The 15,774-nt window shown below is 64.6% G+C and carries 15 protein-coding genes; 14 read left to right on the forward strand and 1 reads right to left on the reverse strand.

Features of this window, described 5'->3' with window-relative positions:
* The first annotated feature begins 95 nt into the window (after positions 1-95).
* The 6 genes from FJ940_RS01455 to FJ940_RS01480 all read left to right on the forward strand — a co-directional run bounded on the left by FJ940_RS01455 (position 96) and on the right by FJ940_RS01480 (position 5,915).
* Complete coding sequence (locus FJ940_RS01455) at positions 96-1,232, forward strand: ABC transporter ATP-binding protein (protein WP_140513973.1); 1,137 nt, start codon at positions 96-98, stop codon at positions 1,230-1,232.
* Positions 1,213-2,376 (forward strand): spermidine/putrescine ABC transporter substrate-binding protein, encoded by a 1,164-nt coding sequence (locus FJ940_RS01460; RefSeq protein WP_140654959.1) that lies wholly within the window; start codon positions 1,213-1,215, stop codon positions 2,374-2,376. Before FJ940_RS01455 ends, FJ940_RS01460 begins: the two co-directional genes overlap by 20 nt.
* A 77-nt stretch (positions 2,377-2,453) precedes the next feature.
* Positions 2,454-3,311: an ABC transporter permease gene (locus tag FJ940_RS01465; RefSeq protein WP_140654962.1), complete on the forward strand. Its 858-nt coding sequence runs from the start codon at positions 2,454-2,456 to the stop codon at positions 3,309-3,311.
* Complete coding sequence (locus FJ940_RS01470; protein WP_140654964.1) at positions 3,311-4,123, forward strand: ABC transporter permease; 813 nt, start codon at positions 3,311-3,313, stop codon at positions 4,121-4,123. Before FJ940_RS01465 ends, FJ940_RS01470 begins: the two co-directional genes overlap by 1 nt.
* A gap of 10 nt (positions 4,124-4,133) precedes the next feature.
* Positions 4,134-4,895 (forward strand): glucose 1-dehydrogenase, encoded by a 762-nt coding sequence (locus FJ940_RS01475; protein WP_140492572.1) that lies wholly within the window; start codon positions 4,134-4,136, stop codon positions 4,893-4,895.
* A gap of 324 nt (positions 4,896-5,219) precedes the next feature.
* A complete protein-coding gene (locus FJ940_RS01480) occupies positions 5,220-5,915 on the forward strand; it encodes a hypothetical protein (protein WP_140654967.1) in 696 nt (231 codons plus the stop codon).
* 29 nt (positions 5,916-5,944) lie between these two features.
* Here FJ940_RS01480 and FJ940_RS28350 read toward each other — a convergent pair whose 3' ends face one another.
* A complete protein-coding gene (locus tag FJ940_RS28350; RefSeq protein WP_181168303.1) occupies positions 5,945-6,139 on the reverse strand; it encodes a hypothetical protein in 195 nt (64 codons plus the stop codon).
* Between the two features lie 297 nt (positions 6,140-6,436).
* Here FJ940_RS28350 and FJ940_RS01490 point away from each other — a divergent pair, with 297 nt between their 5' ends.
* The 8 genes from FJ940_RS01490 to FJ940_RS01525 all read left to right on the forward strand — a co-directional run bounded on the left by FJ940_RS01490 (position 6,437) and on the right by FJ940_RS01525 (position 15,734).
* Entirely contained in the window at positions 6,437-6,904 is a 468-nt protein-coding gene (locus FJ940_RS01490; protein WP_348641149.1) for a nucleotide disphospho-sugar-binding domain-containing protein, read from the forward strand.
* The gene (locus FJ940_RS01495) at positions 6,805-8,178 is read left to right on the forward strand and encodes a glutamine synthetase family protein (protein ID WP_140563930.1); all 1,374 of its coding nucleotides are present in this window, start codon (positions 6,805-6,807) and stop codon (positions 8,176-8,178) included. The genes FJ940_RS01490 and FJ940_RS01495 overlap by 100 nt, the downstream gene beginning before the upstream one ends.
* 2 nt (positions 8,179-8,180) lie before the next feature.
* Complete coding sequence (locus tag FJ940_RS01500) at positions 8,181-9,479, forward strand: FAD-binding oxidoreductase (RefSeq protein WP_181171731.1); 1,299 nt, start codon at positions 8,181-8,183, stop codon at positions 9,477-9,479.
* A 198-nt stretch (positions 9,480-9,677) separates the two neighbouring features.
* Positions 9,678-10,883: a 3-oxoadipyl-CoA thiolase gene (pcaF, locus tag FJ940_RS01505; RefSeq protein ID WP_140554814.1), complete on the forward strand. Its 1,206-nt coding sequence runs from the start codon at positions 9,678-9,680 to the stop codon at positions 10,881-10,883.
* A gap of 150 nt (positions 10,884-11,033) precedes the next feature.
* Entirely contained in the window at positions 11,034-12,065 is a 1,032-nt protein-coding gene (locus FJ940_RS01510) for a BMP family protein (protein WP_140625395.1), read from the forward strand.
* Positions 12,066-12,229: 164 nt separating this feature from the next.
* Positions 12,230-13,741 carry an ABC transporter ATP-binding protein gene (locus FJ940_RS01515; RefSeq protein ID WP_140625394.1) on the forward strand — a complete coding sequence of 504 codons (1,512 nt, stop codon included), beginning with the start codon at positions 12,230-12,232 and terminating at the stop codon, positions 13,739-13,741.
* Complete coding sequence (locus FJ940_RS01520) at positions 13,741-14,793, forward strand: ABC transporter permease (protein WP_140654969.1); 1,053 nt, start codon at positions 13,741-13,743, stop codon at positions 14,791-14,793. The genes FJ940_RS01515 and FJ940_RS01520 overlap by 1 nt, the downstream gene beginning before the upstream one ends.
* Positions 14,790-15,734 carry an ABC transporter permease gene (locus tag FJ940_RS01525; RefSeq protein WP_140654972.1) on the forward strand — a complete coding sequence of 315 codons (945 nt, stop codon included), beginning with the start codon at positions 14,790-14,792 and terminating at the stop codon, positions 15,732-15,734. Before FJ940_RS01520 ends, FJ940_RS01525 begins: the two co-directional genes overlap by 4 nt.
* Positions 15,735-15,774: the final 40 nt, after the last annotated feature.

Here is a 15,774-nt window from a genome sequence, read left to right on the forward strand (position 1 = left end):
TAGGTCAGATATACCACCTGCGAGGTATATACTAGCTGCCATTGGCTCTGGTAGCGTCCCGAAATCGCATCGTCCTGTCGCTGGAGCCCGCAGCCTTGACCGCAGTGCCCGACATCGAGTTTCGCGGCGTCACCAAGCGCTATGGCGCGGTGACCGCGGTCAGCGGCATCGATCTGGCCGTGCCGCCCTCCGCCTTCGTCGCCCTGCTCGGACCATCCGGCTGCGGCAAGACGACCTGCCTGCGCATGATCGGCGGCTTCGAACAGCCGAGCGAGGGCAAGGTGCTCATCCGCGGCCAGGACATGGCCGACACGCCGCCCTACAGGCGGCCTGTCAACATGGTGTTCCAGCAATATGCACTGTTCCCGCATTTGGACGTGAACGACAATGTCGCCTACGGGTTGCGCCAGGCACGACCGCGGCTGTCGTCGCGCGAGATCGGCCTGCGGGCAGGCAAAGCGCTGGAAATGGTGCGGCTCGCCGGTTATGGCGGCCGCAAGGTCCACGAACTGTCCGGCGGCCAGCAGCAGCGTGTCGCTCTCGCCCGCGCGCTGGTCAACAAACCGGCGGTGCTGCTGCTCGACGAGCCGCTGGCGGCGCTCGACAAGAAGCTGCGCACCGACATGCAGATCGAATTGCAGAACCTGCAACGCGAGATCGGCATCACCTTCGTGCTGGTCACCCACGACCAGGAGGAAGCGCTGTCGATGAGCGATTTCGTCTGCGTCATGAATGGCGGCCGCATCGTTCAGCTTGGGCAGCCGAGCGAGATTTATGACGAACCGGCCGACCTGTTCGTCGCCGATTTCGTCGGCAAGACCAATCTCTTGAGCGGCGCCGTCGCAGGGCATTCGGGCGATCTGGTGGATGTGAAGCTGGCCGATGGCACCGTCATCGCGGCGCGCAAGCGGGTGGATTTGCGGCAGGGCGAAACCGTTTCGGTCAGCCTGCGTCCTGAATCGCTCAGTCTCGGTGGCCCGACTAGCGGCCCGCTCAAGGGCATCGTCCGCAACCGGATCTTTCTGGGCTCCACGGCGGAATACGCAGTCGAGGTCCAGGGCATCGGAACGCTGCTGGCCAAGGCCGACCACATGATCGGCCAGGGCAATCTCTTCAAGCCGGGTGAACCCGTCGCCATCGGCTTTGCCGCCGGAACGCCGTTGGCGTTCGCGGATCCAAAGAACAACGGGACCAACCAGAGGGTAGAAAAACATGTCGAAATCATATCGTGACGGACTGCCGATAAGCCCCGAGAATTTCGTCGACCAGCTAATGCGCCTCAAGCGCGGCTCGATCGGCCGCCGCGACTTCCTTGGCCTCACCGGCCTCGGCATCGCGACGGCGGTGATGGCGCGCGAGATCGGCATCATGCCGACGCCGGCCTTTGCCGCCGAGAACCTCGGCGACCGCATGTCGATTGCCACCTGGCCCAACTATCACGACCCGCAGACCTTCGAGAATTTCAAGAAGGACACAGGCGTGGCCGTCGAGGTCAACGTGTTCGGCTCGAATGAGGAGATGCTGGCCAAATTGCAGGCCGGGGCGTCGGGCTGGAGCCTGTTCGTGCCGACCAATTACACCATCTCGACCTACAAGAAGCTCGGCATCATCGAGCCGTTGGACATGGCCAAGCTGCCGAATTTCGACAGCACGCAGGAAGACCCGCGCTTCACCTCGGAAGGCACGATCGACGGCACGATCTACGCCGTGCCGAAGAATTGGGGCACGACAGGATTTGCCGTCAACACCAAGAAGCTGACCAAGCCGCTGACGAGCTGGAAGGAATTCTGGGACACCGCCATGACCGAGGGCGACGGCCGCACTATGGTGCACGACTATCAGCTGACCACCATCGGCAATGCGCTGAAATATTACGGCTACTCCTTCAACTCGCTGAAGCAGGACGAACTCGCCAAGGCCGAGGAATTGCTGCTCAAGGTCAAGCCGCATCTGTTCGCGGTGTCTTCCGACTACCAGCCGGGCATGCGCGCGGGCGATGCCTGGATGACGATGTGCTGGACCAATGACGGTGCGCAGCTCCATCGCGACATTCCGGAGATCGCCTATGTGCTGGGCAAGGAAGGCGGCGAGATCTGGACCGACTTCTACGCCATCCCGAAGGACGCGCCGAACAAGCCGGCCGGCTACGCCCTGCTCAACTATCTGATGAACCCGCAGGTCGCGGTCAAGGAACACCTCGCCAACGGCGCGCCCTCGACCGACGCGCGCGTCAACAAGCTGCTGCCCAAGGAAGTGCTGGACAATCCGATCCTCTATCCGGCGGCCGACCTGTTGACGCCGCTGGAATTCGGCGCTGCTGCAACGCTGACCGATCCGGGCCGCGCCGAGCTGATGGCGCGCTTCAAGTCGGCTTGAGCCAGGCGGGCAACAAATCCCATTCGAGACAACTTGACCGGCGGGCCCAGACCCGCCGGCACCGGGGCAATCCTTCGATGCGCGGCATTCGCAAAAATCTGCTGACGGCCATGCTGCTCGGGCCGGCGGCCGCCTGGCTCGTCGTGTTCCTGGTGCTGCCGTTCATGGCCATCGCCGTCTTCAGCGTCGGCGAGCGGGCGCCGGAGGGCGGCTATCAGGCGGCCTTCACCCTGGCGCAATATGCCAATCTTCCGGCGCGGGCGACCGCGTTCTGGAACACGATGGTGCTGGCTCCGGTGGGCGCGCTCGCCTGTCTGCTCGTGGCCTATCCCGTCGCCTATTACCTCGCCCTGCGGGCGCCGCAGCGCTGGCGGTTGATCCTGCTCGCGCTGGTCGTCATACCGTTCTGGACCAGCCTTTTGATGCGTACCTATGCCTGGATGTACATTTTGGGTGGACGCGGCATCCCGGCGCTGCTCGCGCTTGCCGGCATCGAGGACGTCAGGCTGATCAACACGCCGGGCGCCGTCCTGCTCGGCATCGTCTATGGCTATCTGCCGCTGATGATCCTGCCGATCTATGTCAGCCTCGAGCAGCTCGATCGCCGCCTGCTGGAGGCCTCCGCCGATCTCGGCGCGACGCCGCTCTCCACTTTCTTGGGCGTGACCTTGAAACTGTCGCTGCCCGGCGTGATGACCGGCTTCTCGCTGGTGATGATCCTGCTGCTCGGCGAATACCTGATTCCGACGCTGCTTGGCGGCGGCAAGGTGTTCTTCATCGGCAATGCGCTGGTCGACCTGTTCCTGCAGTCGCGCAACTGGCCGTTCGGATCGGCCATCGCGATCACGCTGGTGCTGGTTTCGGTTGTAGTGCTGATTGCCGCCAACCGCATCTCGACCCGCGTCTCGGGCGCCCGCCGGGTGGATCTGATCTGATGCGCGTCTTCGTCGTAGCCGTCTTCGCCTTCCTCTATCTGCCGATCGCGTTGGTCGTGCTGTTCTCCTTCAACGCCGGCCATCATGCCAGCGAGTTCACCGGTTTTTCGGTGCAATGGTACGGCAAGGCGCTGGCGAACCCATTCCTGGTCGAGGCGCTGAAGAACAGCCTGTTCATCGCCACCACCAGCGCCTTGCTGGCGGCGGTGTTCGGCACCGCGGCCGCGCTCGGCCTGGCACGCGTCGGGGTGCGGACCCGCGCCGTCTTCGACGCCTTGCTTGGAGCCGCAATCGTCGTTCCCGGCGTCGTCATCGGCATTTCGACACTGGTCGCACTCGTCCAGCTGTTCGCCGTCGTCAATCCGTTCCTCGCCTCGATCTGGCCGGACGATCAGCCGCCGCGCCTGTCGCTCGGCTATGGTTCGATCATCGCCGCGCACGGCCTGTTTTCGATGGCGCTGGTGACGATGATCGTCGGCACGCGGCTGGGCAGCCTTGATCGCAACTTGGTCGAGGCATCCAGCGATCTCTACGCCACGCCGCTGACGACGTTCCGTTCCATCGTCCTGCCGCAGATCTTGCCGGCGGTGGTCGCCGGCTTCCTGCTCGCCTTCACCTTCTCCTTCGACGATTTCATCGTCGCCTTCTTCGTCGCCGGCGCGCAGACGACGCTGCCGATCTATGTCTTTGCGTCGATCCGGCGCGGGGTGACGCCGGAGATCAATGCCATCGCGACGATCGTGCTCGTCGCCTCCGTCCTGCTCGTGGTGCTTGCCCAATGGCAGCTGCGCCAGCGCAAGCCGTCAAACTAAAGGTCGCATCATGATCCTCGAAGACCGCATCGCCGTGGTGACAGGCGCCGGTTCCGGCATCGGGCGCGCCGGCGCCATGATCATGGCCAGGGAAGGCGCGGTGGTCGTCATCGCGGACAGGGATCGGACCAGCGGCGAGGCGACGGCTTCGGATATACGCGCCGCGGGCGGCCGGGCGGAGGCGGTCGCCACCGACGTCTCGGACGACAATGCGGTCGAGCAGCTCCTTGCCGGTACGCTCGACCGGCATGGGCGCATCGACATCCTGCACAATCATGCAGGTATCCAGGTCGGCGGCACGCTGACCGAGGTCGAGACCGGCGGCATGGACGCTTCCTGGCGGGTCAATGTGCGGGCGCAGTTCCTGGCGGCAAGGATCGTCATGCCATCGATGGTCGCGCAGGGCGGCGGCGTCATCCTTAATACGGCTTCGAATTCAGGCGTGTTCTACGACCGCGAGATGATCGCCTATGCGACCTCGAAACATGCCGTGGTGGCGATGACCAGGCAGATGTCGCTCGACTATGCCCGCCACAATGTGCGCGTCAACGCGCTCTGCCCCGGCTGGGTCGACACGCCGTTCAATGGACCGTTCATCGCCCAGATGGGCGGACGCGAGGCAATCGAAGCCTATGTCCGCACCAAGATCCCGATGGGGCGCTGGGCCAGCGCCGAGGAGATCGCCGAGGCGATCCTCTTCCTCGTGTCCGATCGGTCATCCTTCATGACCGGCCAGGCGCTGGTGATCGACGGTGGCGAAAGCATCGGCTGAACCAGCCGTCTTGGCCTTCGGCCGATTGGTGAAAAGCGCCGTCGCCTGCGCGTTTCGGCGCTGGGTCCGCGTCACCGGCCGGCAGCGCCGAAATCAACTCTGACCGACAGTTCGGACCATGGTCCGACCGGCATGGGACCTCAGTACCACAGCCGTTCAAAAACGTCGATTTCTGTTGGATATCAAGCATTTGCCGTACCGACAGATTCCCTGCTCTCTTATTGAGACAGTCTTTGTCTAAAGTTTACTGCGCATAATTAGCGGCTTCTCATACGAACTTACCATAGCAGCGGGCACAGGGCGGCGTTTCCCGAGGAGACTATCATGACAAACTGGAAAACTGCGTTGGCGGCGCTAGCCGCATTGGCGCTTCTGGCGTCTCCGGCACTGGCCGGCAATGGACACGGCGGAGGCAATGGCGGTGGTCACAGCGGCGGCAATGGCAATGGTGGCGCCCACGGCAACAGCGGCGCTGCGCACGGCAAGTCCTCGTCGGCCCGCGGGCAGGTAGCCAAGGCGACAAGGGACGCAACGATCACGGTCGATACGAAGACAAAGGTTTCGTCCCTGCCCAAGGAAAAGAACCTCCACGCCAAGCTCGGCCGGCTGAACTCGCTGCAGCGCAACGTCAACGCCTATATGAATTCCAAGAGCAGGAAATTCGCTGCGCTTCAGGCCTTCGTGACGCAGTCGGCAAAAGCCAAGGTCGCACAAACCCAGCTGGACGCCCTGAATTCACAGCTGGACGCACTGACGTCGCTGACGCCGGACCAGATCGCCGCCATGACCCCCGAGGAGCAGGCGGCCCTGCCTGGACAGATATCGGCTCTGCAGGACCAGATCGCCGCACAGCAGGAAGCGGTCGATGAGGCGGCGGTCGGCACCGACCCGGCCGCACTCGACGCGGCGTTGACCGATATGGCCAACAAGCCCGTCGACGCCGAGGTCACCGCTTGGGCCCAAGGCGTCCTTGCCGGCAAGATCGACGAGACGGCCGCTGCCATGCAACCGACGCCGTAGCATCGCCAGCGACAACGGGGCAGCCGGCCTCACACGTGTTTGCGGCCAATCGCTTCGTGGCCGATACGTTGTCCGATCACCTTAAGCTGCGGCGGCTGCCGGCATCTATGCCGGTGGTCGCCAATGTCTTTCGGCTGCGGCAATCGCTGCGCGAACATCTGAAAGCACTCGACCAGCTCGAAAGCCGGCAGTATTAGGTTACTGCCGATCTGCTTCGCGTCCATCTGCGGCTCTCGCAGACTGCGACCGCAAGCGGCCGGCCGCGGCGCTCTCGCGCCGTTCGGCATGACCAGCCGGCCGGAATGAAGAGGAAATAATTGACGCGTAAAGCCAGCCCGACCATCGCGCTGTTTCCCGAAGCAGGCTTCGGCGCGGCGTTGAATTGCGTCGGCATCGCGCAGGCCGTGCGGGGCGCCCGCCCCGTCTTCATCTCCCAACCCGGCCTTTCCGGTGTCTTTGCCGACAAGCTGCCGGCGCGCTTCATCGTCAATGTCGGCGGCCTGCGCGACGCCTACCGAGCGGTGCCCGACAATATCTATCTCGACCCCTGGTTTCCGCAGTCCTCGGCGGTGGCGAAGTTGGATTTGTTCATCCACCACGGCGGCAACACCGGCTTTTGCGAGGCGCTGCGCTTCTGTGTGGCGTCGCTGATCATGCCCTATTGCCGGGACGGCCACGACAATGCACCTCGCGCCGAAGAGACCGGCACCGGCGATCATATCGGCCGTGACGGCTGGACCGAAGGAGTATTGGAGAGCGCCATTCCCGGCCTTCTGGCCGACGACGCCATGCGCGCCCGCCTCAAGGGAAATGCAGCCCAGATGGCGCTGAACCCCGGAACGGACGTGGTCGCGCAAGCCATACTCTCTCTGATACGGACTCGAACAAAATGCTTGAGAAGAACACGAATACCGCGCCCTCCACCGATCCCAAGGCCTGGTTGGCGCAGCACGGCATCAACGAGGTCGAATGCCTTGTGCCCGACATGAACGGCGTGCTGCGCGGCAAGGCGCTGCCGACGGCAAAATTCCTCAAAGCGCTGGAAGACCGTGCGCTTTATCTGCCGAGCAGCGCCTTCCTGGTCAGCATAGACGGCCGCTATTCCGGTTCCATCGACGAGGGTTTTGCGTATTCGGACCCCGACATGCGCATGGTGCCCGATGTCTCGACGCTTTGCCTGGCGCCGGGCGCCGGCGCTGGCAAGGCCTACGTCTTCGCCGACGCCTTCCACATGGACGGCCGGCCATGGATGGCCTCGCCGCGCCATGTTCTGCGCGCCGTGCTCGATCTCTACCGGCAGCGCGGCTGGCGGGCGGTAGTGGCGCCGGAGCTCGAATTCTACCTGACCGCGCCCAATCCCGATCCCGACAAGCCGCTGACCGCGCCGACCGGCGGCAATGGCCGCGCCGAGGCCGTGCAGCATCCTTATGACATGGCGGCGCTCGAGGAATACGAACCGGTGGTTCGGCGCATCTATGACTATGCTGCGATCGCCGGACTGCCGCTCGATACGCTGATTCATGAATCGGGACCGGGGCAGTTGGAGATCAACTTCCTGCATGGCGACGCGCTGCCGCTGGCCGACAAGGTGCTGCTGTTCAAACGGCTGACGCGCCAGGCCGCCCAGCAAGACGGCATGCACGCCACCTTCATGGCCAAGCCGATTGCCGCACAGGCCGGCAGCTCGATGCATCTGCACATGTCCGTCATCGACGAGGCCGGCAACACGTTGTTTGCCGGCAGCGATGATGCCGATACCGCGATGTTCGGTTATTTCATCGGCGGCCTGCAAAAATACATTCCCGAAATCATGCCGCTGTTCGCGCCCAACGTGAATTCGTTCCGACGCGTTAGACCAAACCACAGCGCGCCGGCCAACATCGAATGGTCGCATGACAACCGTTCCTGCGGCCTGCGCGTGCCGGCCGGCGGGCGCGCCGCGCGGCGGGTGGAGAACCGGCTGCCGGGTGCCGATTGCAATCCGTATCTGGCGATCGCCGGCTCGCTTCTGGCCGGCTATCTGGGCGTCGAACAGAAGCTGGCGCGCTCGGCGGAAGCATCCGGAAATGCCTACAAGATCAAGAGCACGCTGCCGAAAACGATGGAGGAGGCGCTGGATCGTTTCGAGGCCTGTGAACCGGTGCGCAAACTGCTCGGCGAGGACTTCTTCCAGACCTATCTGCGCGTGAAAAGCGTCGAGCTCGACCTGTTCCAGAGCGTGGTGACGAGCTGGGAACGCGACCACCTGCTCTTGAAGGTGTGATCATGGCATCTTCAACGGGTTTCAATTCCGGTCTCGACATCGGCAAGTCCTACTATGTCGCCACCGCCAATCCGGCGCCGGACCATCCGGCACTTATCGGCGATGTCGAGGCCGACCTGGTGGTCGTCGGCGGCGGCTGCACCGGTCTGTCGGCCGCTCTTCACGCCGCCGAACGCGGGTTGAAGGTGGTGCTGCTGGAAGGCGGCAAGATCGGCTGGGGCGCTTCGGGCCGCAATGGCGGCCAAATGATCCCCGGCCTGCGCAAGGGCGCCAAGGGCCTGGTCAAGCTTTATGGGCCTGAACGGGCAAAGGCGCTGTTCGATCTCGCCTTCGAGGCGCGCAGCCTGGTGCTCGACATTATCGAGCGCCATACGATCGACTGTGATCTCAGGCTGACCGGCCATCTGGTCGGCGCGGTCAACGGCTCCGATCTCAGGGATTTGGAGGAAGAGGCGAAATGCCTAGAGAGCGTGATGAAATCCCGCGACGTCGAGATCCTGTCGGCGGCGCAGGCCCGGGCCAAGGTCGACACGCCCTATCACGGCGCGATGTACGAGCCGCTCGGCGGCCACATGCATCCCTTGAATTACACGCTCGGGCTTGCCCGCGCTGCAAGCGCGGCCGGCGTCGTCATCCACGAGAATTCGGTGGCCGTGCGGCTTGAGCGCGAGCCTTCGATCCGGGTCTCGACGTCAAAAGGATCGGTGCGCGCAAAGCATGTCGTGCTGGCTGGCGACGCGCTGCTCAATGGGCTGGAGCCGCGCGTCAACAGCCGCATCATGCCGGTCGGCAACTACATCGTCGCCACCGAGCCGCTGGAGGGCTCCCGCAACGTCATTCCTGCCAATGTCGCGGTGTCCGACACGCGCTTCGTCGTCAACTATTACCGCATGTCGGCCGACGGTCGCCTGCTGTTCGGCGGCGGCGAGCGCTACACGCCGTCGCCGCCGGCCGATATTGCCGGTTTCGTGCGGCCGCACATGGAAGGCACCTTTCCGCAGCTCAAGGGCTGCCGGATGGACCATGCCTGGGGTGGGCTGGTGTCGGTGACGACGTCGCGACTGCCGCATGTCGGGCACTATGGCGAGGTCTATTACGCGCACGGCTATTCCGGCAAGGGCGCCATCCTGTCGACGCTGTCGGGCAAGCTGCTCGCCGAAGCCATCACCGGCGACGCCTCGCGGCTGGACCTGTTCTCGACGCTGACCCCGATGCCCTTCCCCGGAGGCACGGCGCTGCGCGGGCCGCTCTATGTGCTGGGAATGCTGTGGTATGCGATGAGGGATCGGATGAAGCATTGAGCTCGCGGCCAACCGGCTGATCGTGGCGCTGCATCCAAGCGTGATTCGCCAGCAGGGCAGGAGAGCTGTGGCTGGGTGGTTAAGTTCGCGCAGGCGCTTGACGAAATGCCGGCGCCAAGCGAACCGAGCTACGACATTGCGCGACCTGCACGCGTCGCACCAAGGCGGCGCATGAGGGAAACGGGAGAGCTGACTGACATGGCCGAAGCCTATATCTGCGACTATATCCGCACGCCGATCGGCCGCTTTGGCGGCTCGCTGTCCTCGGTACGCGCCGACGACCTCGGCGCCATTCCGCTGAAGGCACTGATCGAGCGCAATGCCGGCGTCGACTGGCAGGCGGTCGACGACGTTGTCTACGGTTGCGCCAACCAGGCCGGCGAGGACAACCGCAACGTGGCGCGCATGGCGCTGCTGCTGGCCGGCCTGCCGAAGGAAATCCCCGGCTCGACCGTCAACCGCCTGTGCGGCTCGGGCATGGATGCGCTGACCATCGCCGCCCGTGCAATCAAGGCCGGCGAGGCCGAGCTGATGATCGCGGGCGGCGTCGAATCGATGAGCCGGGCGCCCTTCGTCATGCCCAAGGCCGAGACGGCGTTTTCACGCAATGCCGAGATCTACGACACCACGATCGGCTGGCGCTTCGTCAACCCGCTGATGAAGAGTCAGTATGGCGTCGATTCCATGCCGGAGACGGGCGAAAATGTCGCCGAGGATTTTTCGGTTTCCCGCGCGGACCAGGACGCTTTCGCGGTGCGCAGCCAGGACAAGGCCGTCGCCGCGCAGTCCAATGGCCGGCTGGCCAAGGAAATAACCGCGGTGACCATTCCGCAGCGCAAGGGCGATCCGGTTGTCGTCTCGAAGGACGAGCACCCCCGCGCTGGCACCACGATAGAGGCCTTGGCCAAGCTGCCGACGCCGTTCCGGCAAGGCGGCACGGTGACCGCCGGCAATGCCTCGGGCGTCAATGACGGGGCGGCGGCGCTGATCGTCGCTTCGGAAGCGGCGGCCAGGAAATACGGCCTGACGCCGATCGCCCGCATCCTCGGCGGGGCCGCCGTCGGCGTCGCGCCGCGCATCATGGGCATCGGCCCGGCGCCGGCGACGCAAAAACTGTGCGCACGGCTTGGCCTGACGCCAAAACAGTTCGATGTCATCGAGCTCAACGAAGCCTTCGCCTCGCAAGGCATCGCAGTGCTGCGCCAGCTCGGCATCGCGGTGGATGCGCCGCACGTCAACCCGAATGGCGGCGCCATAGCGCTCGGCCACCCCTTGGGCATGTCGGGCGCGCGCATCTCCGGCACGGCGGCGCTGGAGCTGCGCGAACGCGGCGGCCGCTATGCGCTGGCGACCATGTGCATCGGCGTCGGCCAAGGCATCGCCATCGTGCTCGAACGGGTCTGAACAACCGCTCTCCCGGCTAGTCCAGGAGAGTGGATATGATCGATCTGCCAAATTTGACCATGTGGACAAAAGTCCGGACCCGTTCCATAGTTCCTCGTCTGATTTTTAGAACGGCCGGCTCGACACGGCTGTCGAACAGAGGGGACTGCAATGGAAAACCGGAAGAACAAATCTCATTCAACGCGCGAAGGCCTTTCGCGGCGCAACGTGCTGGAGCTGGGCGCGCTTGGCCTGGCCGCCGCGATGCTGCCGGGCGGCGCCTTCGCCAAGGACAAGAAGCTGAAAGTAGCGGCGATCTTCGCCACGCCCATCGAGGAGCCGTGGGACAATCAGATCCATGTCGCTTTGCAGAAGGCCGAGAAGGAACTCGGCATCGAGTATAAATGGTCGGAGAAGGTGCAGACCGCCGACTTCAGCCGCGTCATGCGCGAATATGCACAGGGCGGCTATGAACTGGTGCTGGGCGATGCCTTCGCCGCCGAGCGTGAATCGCGCCGTACCGCCAAGCAGTTCCCGAAGACTGCTTTTCTGTTCGGCTCCGGCGCCGGGCCGGCGGAGCCCAATTTCGGCGTCTTCGACAATTGGATCCACGAGCCCGCCTATCTCTCCGGCATGATCGCCGGCAAGATGTCGAAGTCGGGCACGGTCGGCGCCGTCGCGGCGATGGGCATTCCGGAAGTGAACCGGCTGGTCAACGCCTTCTTCGCCGGCGCCAAGGAGGTCAATCCGAACATCAAGAAGAAGGTCGCCTTCATCGGTTCCTTCTTTGATCCTCCCAAGGCCAAGGAGGCGGCCGTCGCTCAGATCGACGCCGGCGTCGACGTCATCTATGCCGAGCGCTTCGGTGTCATCGAAGCGGCGGTGGAGAAAAAGATCTACGCCATCTCCAATATGTCCGACCAGTCGAGCCTTGGCCCCGACACCGTCATTACCGGCCCGGTCTGGGATATGTATCCCACCGTCGAACAAGCCATAAAACTGGTCAAGGCCGGCGTCTTCACGGCGCAGGACTATGGCGATTTCTCGCGCATGGCCAAGGGCGGTTCTCACCTGGCGCCCTACCATAAGTTCGACAAGACGCTGCCGGCCGAGGTCAAGGACATGGTCGAGAAGAAGAAGGCCGAAATCCTTGAAGGCAATTTCCGCGTCGACGTGGACGAGAACACACCGGTTTCGGATTGAGTTTCTCACCCTCCCGCTTGTAGGGAGGGTCGATCCGCGAAGCGGAGCGGGGTGGGGTCTTCGGCGCCGCACCCCCGTCTTACGATCTTCGCTTCGCTGCGATCGCAAACCAACCCTCCCCACAAGGGGGAGGGTGAAGCAGAGCCATCTCCGCAGGAGCGCCCTTGCCCGCCCCACTCATCGAAATGCACGGCATCACCAAGAGTTTCGGCGCCGTCAAGGCGAACGAAGCCGTCGACCTCAGCGTGGCGCCCGGCGAGATCCTCGGCTTGCTGGGCGAGAACGGCGCCGGCAAGACGACGCTGATGAACGTGCTGTTCGGCGCCTATGCGCCCGACGCCGGCGAGATCCTCATCCAGGGCCGGAAGGTGCGGATCACCAGTTCGGCCGATGCGCTGGCCGCGGGCATCGGCATGGTGCACCAGCATTTTCACCTGGCGCCACGGCTTACGGTGCTGGAAAACCTGCTTATCGGCATACCAGGCAAATCCGGGCGGATCGACCGCGCCGGCGGACTGGCGCGGTTGGCTGAAATCAGCCGCCAGCACGGGCTGACGCTCGATCCCAGCCTGCCGGTCTCGGCGCTGTCTGTCGGCGAGCAGCAACGTCTCGAGATCGTCAAGGCGCTGTTTCGCGGCGCAAAACTGCTGATCCTTGACGAGCCGACCGCGGTGCTGGCGCCGAGCGAAGTCGACGGGCTGTTTTCGGCCTTGCGGTCGATGGCGGCGCAGGGCCTGGGCATCATCTTCATCTCGCACAAGCTCAACGAGGTGCGCGCGCTCACCCATCGCTGCACGGTGCTGCGGCATGGCCGCGTCGCCGGCCGCGTCGACGATCCGGCCAACACCACGTCGGCGGAAATGGCGCGACTGATGTGCGGCCACGAGATCGTGCCGCCGGCCAAGGGGCCGTCGACGCCGGGGGCAGCGGTGCTCACTCTCGACGGCATTTCCACCTCGAGCCATTCGGGCACGCCGCTGCGCGATGTGTCGCTTTCCGTGCGCGCCGGCGAGATCCTCGGCATTGCCGGTGTCTCCGGCAATGGCCAGCGGGCACTGGCGGAGGTGATCTCGGGCGTGCGAGCCCCGGATGCCGGCCTGATGACGATTGCGGGACAGAAAGTGTCTCGCTTCTCGCCGCGCGAGGTGCAGGCGCTGGGCCTTGGCCGCATCCCGGAAGACCGCATGACGACGGGACTGGTCACCAATTTGCCGCTCGCCGATTCCATGGTGCTGCCGCGCATCGGCACCGCCGCTTTCAGCAGCAAGGGCCTGCTCAAGCCGGATGCGATCCGCGCCTTCGCCGAGGCGCAGATCAAGGCCTATGATATCAGATGCCCCGGGCCGATGACGCGCGCCGGCGCCCTGTCCGGCGGCAATCTGCAGAAGGCGCTTTTGGCGCGCGAGCTCGCCTTCGATCCGAAGGTGCTTATCGTCTCGCAGCCGACGCGCGGCCTCGACATCGGAGCCGCCCGCTTCATCCATGAAAAATTCCTCCACATGCGCGCCAAGGGCTGCGGCATCATCGTCATCGGCGAGGATCTGGAAGAGTTGCTCGTGCTCTGCGACCGCATCGCGGTGATGTATGAGGGCCGCATCGCCGGCACGCTTCCCAGCGCCGAGGCGACGATCGCACGGCTGGGGCTGCTGATGACCGGGGCGGAGGGCCATAGCTGATGTTCCGCCTCGAAGTCCGCAGCTCGACGCCAGCCTGGTTCAACCTCGCATTGCCGCTGCTGGCGATCGGTGCCGCGCTGGTGCTGTGCAGCGGCCTGATCGCGCTGGCCGGCGCCGGCGTGCTCGAATCCTACGGCGTTATGTTCACGGCTTCGCTCGGCGACAGCTATGCGATCACCGAAACGCTGGTGCGCGCCGCGCCCATGATCTTCACCGGGCTGGCGGTGGCTGTCGCCTTCCGCGCCAAATTCTGGAACATCGGCGCCGAAGGGCAACTGCTTGCCGGCGCGGTGGCGAGCTGCTTCGTCGGCGCGATTCCGATGCCGGGACCGCTCGCCATGCTTTTGATGGCAGTGGCAGGCGCCGCGGCCGGTGCAGCCGTCGCGCTCGTGCCGGCAACGCTGCGGGTGAAATTCAAGGTCGACGACGTCGTCAGTTCGCTGCTGCTCAATTCGGTCATCTATTACGCGCTGATGGCGCTGATCGAAGGGCCATGGAAGGATAGTTTCAGTGGCTATCCGATCTCGCCTCCGATTGAGGATTCGGCCAATTTTCCGGTGCTGATCGAGGGCACGCGGCTGCATCTCGGCGTCATCGTGGCGCTTATCGCGGCACCGCTGATCTGGTTCCTGATCGTGCGCACCACGCTCGGCTTCCAGATCCGGGTCACCGGCGAAAATCCGGAAGCGGCCAGATATGGCGGCATCAATGTCCAGCGGGTGCTGCTCTCGACGGCGTTGCTGTCCGGTGCGCTAGCCGGGCTCGCCGGCGTCGGCGAGGTTGGCGTGCATTTTCAGGTGATGAGCGACATCTCGCCGGGCTACGGTTATTCCGGCATCGTCGTTGCAATGCTGGCGCGGCTCAACCCGCTCGGCGTGGTGCCGGCGGCAATCTTCCTGGCTGCCGTGATGACCGGCGCCGAGGCGATGTCGCGCGCGACCGGCGTGCCGGCCTTCCTCAGCGATGTCATCCAGGGCACGGCACTGCTTGCCATGCTGGTGGCGCTGCTGTTCACCGCCTATCGCATCCGCCGCGTCGGAGCCGCCCAATGAGCGCGGTGTTCGAACAGATCTTCCAGGTCGGCTTCTTGGCCGCCATCATCCGCATCGCCACGCCCTTGGCTTTCGCCACGCTTGGCGAAATGTTCTCCGAGCGCGCCGGCGTGCTCAATCTCGGCATCGAAGGCATCATGCTGTTGTCGGCAATGGCCGGCTTCACCGCCGCCAGCCTCAGCGGCAACCTGTGGCTGGGCGTCCTGGCGGCGGTGCTGACCGGCATGCTGATGGGGGCGCTGCATGCGCTGTTCACGGTGGCGCTGGGCTTAAGCCAGCATGTCTGCGGCATCGGCGTGACGCTGCTTGCGTCGGGTCTGGCCTATTTCCTCTACCGGCTGATCTTCGGCCAGCAATCGGTGCCGCCGAGCATCAAGGGTTTTCAGACGCTGCCGATCCCGGTCCTCTCCGAGATTCCCGTGCTTGGGCCGGCGGTGTTCAACCAGTTCGCGCTGGTCTACATGGCGATCCTGGCCATCCCGATCGCCGCCTTCGTGCTCTACCGCACGCCATGGGGGCTGTCGGTGCGCATGGTCGGCGAAAACCCGCGCGCCGCCGACTCCGCCGGCGTCAGCGTCATTGTCACCCGCTTCCAGGCGGTCATTCTCGGCGGGGCGCTGATGGGGCTGGCCGGCGCCTTTCTGTCGATGGCGCAGTTCAACGCCTTCACCTTCGGCGTCATCTCGGGGCGCGGCTGGGTGGCGATCGCCCTGGTCGTGTTCGGCCGCTGGGACCCGTGGCGCTCGGCGGGCGCCGCGCTGCTATTCGCCTTTGTCGATGCCTTGCAGTTGCGCATGCAGGCGAGTGGTCTCGGGCATATTCCCTACGAGGCGTTCCTGATGCTGCCTTTCATCTTCACCATCGTCGCCATGGCGGTGATGTCGCGCAACGCGGTGGCGCCGTCGGCGCTGCTGAAGCCGTTTCGACGGGAAGAACGATAGACGAGTAGGGCTTGGGACGAAGACCCTGGACCTTTGGGAC

It is taken from the genome of Mesorhizobium sp. B2-3-7, from assembly GCF_006442695.1.
Classification (GTDB): Bacteria; Pseudomonadota; Alphaproteobacteria; order Rhizobiales; family Rhizobiaceae; genus Mesorhizobium.

Excerpts from the sequence above, each read along its gene's own strand:
- FJ940_RS01460 (WP_140654959.1), top strand. The coding sequence starts at position 1,213 with ATGTCGAAATCATATCGTGACGGACTGCCGATAAGCCCCGAGAATTTC.
- FJ940_RS01465 (WP_140654962.1), top strand. The coding sequence starts at position 2,454 with ATGCGCGGCATTCGCAAAAATCTGCTGACGGCCATGCTGCTCGGGCCG.
- FJ940_RS01470 (WP_140654964.1), top strand. The coding sequence starts at position 3,311 with ATGCGCGTCTTCGTCGTAGCCGTCTTCGCCTTCCTCTATCTGCCGATC.
- FJ940_RS01475 (WP_140492572.1), top strand. The coding sequence starts at position 4,134 with ATGATCCTCGAAGACCGCATCGCCGTGGTGACAGGCGCCGGTTCCGGC.
- FJ940_RS01480 (WP_140654967.1), top strand. The coding sequence starts at position 5,220 with ATGACAAACTGGAAAACTGCGTTGGCGGCGCTAGCCGCATTGGCGCTT.
- FJ940_RS28350 (WP_181168303.1), bottom strand. The coding sequence starts at position 6,139 with ATGGACGCGAAGCAGATCGGCAGTAACCTAATACTGCCGGCTTTCGAG.
- FJ940_RS01495 (WP_140563930.1), top strand. The coding sequence starts at position 6,805 with ATGCTTGAGAAGAACACGAATACCGCGCCCTCCACCGATCCCAAGGCC.
- FJ940_RS01500 (WP_181171731.1), top strand. The coding sequence starts at position 8,181 with ATGGCATCTTCAACGGGTTTCAATTCCGGTCTCGACATCGGCAAGTCC.
- pcaF (WP_140554814.1), top strand. The coding sequence starts at position 9,678 with ATGGCCGAAGCCTATATCTGCGACTATATCCGCACGCCGATCGGCCGC.
- FJ940_RS01510 (WP_140625395.1), top strand. The coding sequence starts at position 11,034 with ATGGAAAACCGGAAGAACAAATCTCATTCAACGCGCGAAGGCCTTTCG.
- FJ940_RS01520 (WP_140654969.1), top strand. The coding sequence starts at position 13,741 with ATGTTCCGCCTCGAAGTCCGCAGCTCGACGCCAGCCTGGTTCAACCTC.
- FJ940_RS01525 (WP_140654972.1), top strand. The coding sequence starts at position 14,790 with ATGAGCGCGGTGTTCGAACAGATCTTCCAGGTCGGCTTCTTGGCCGCC.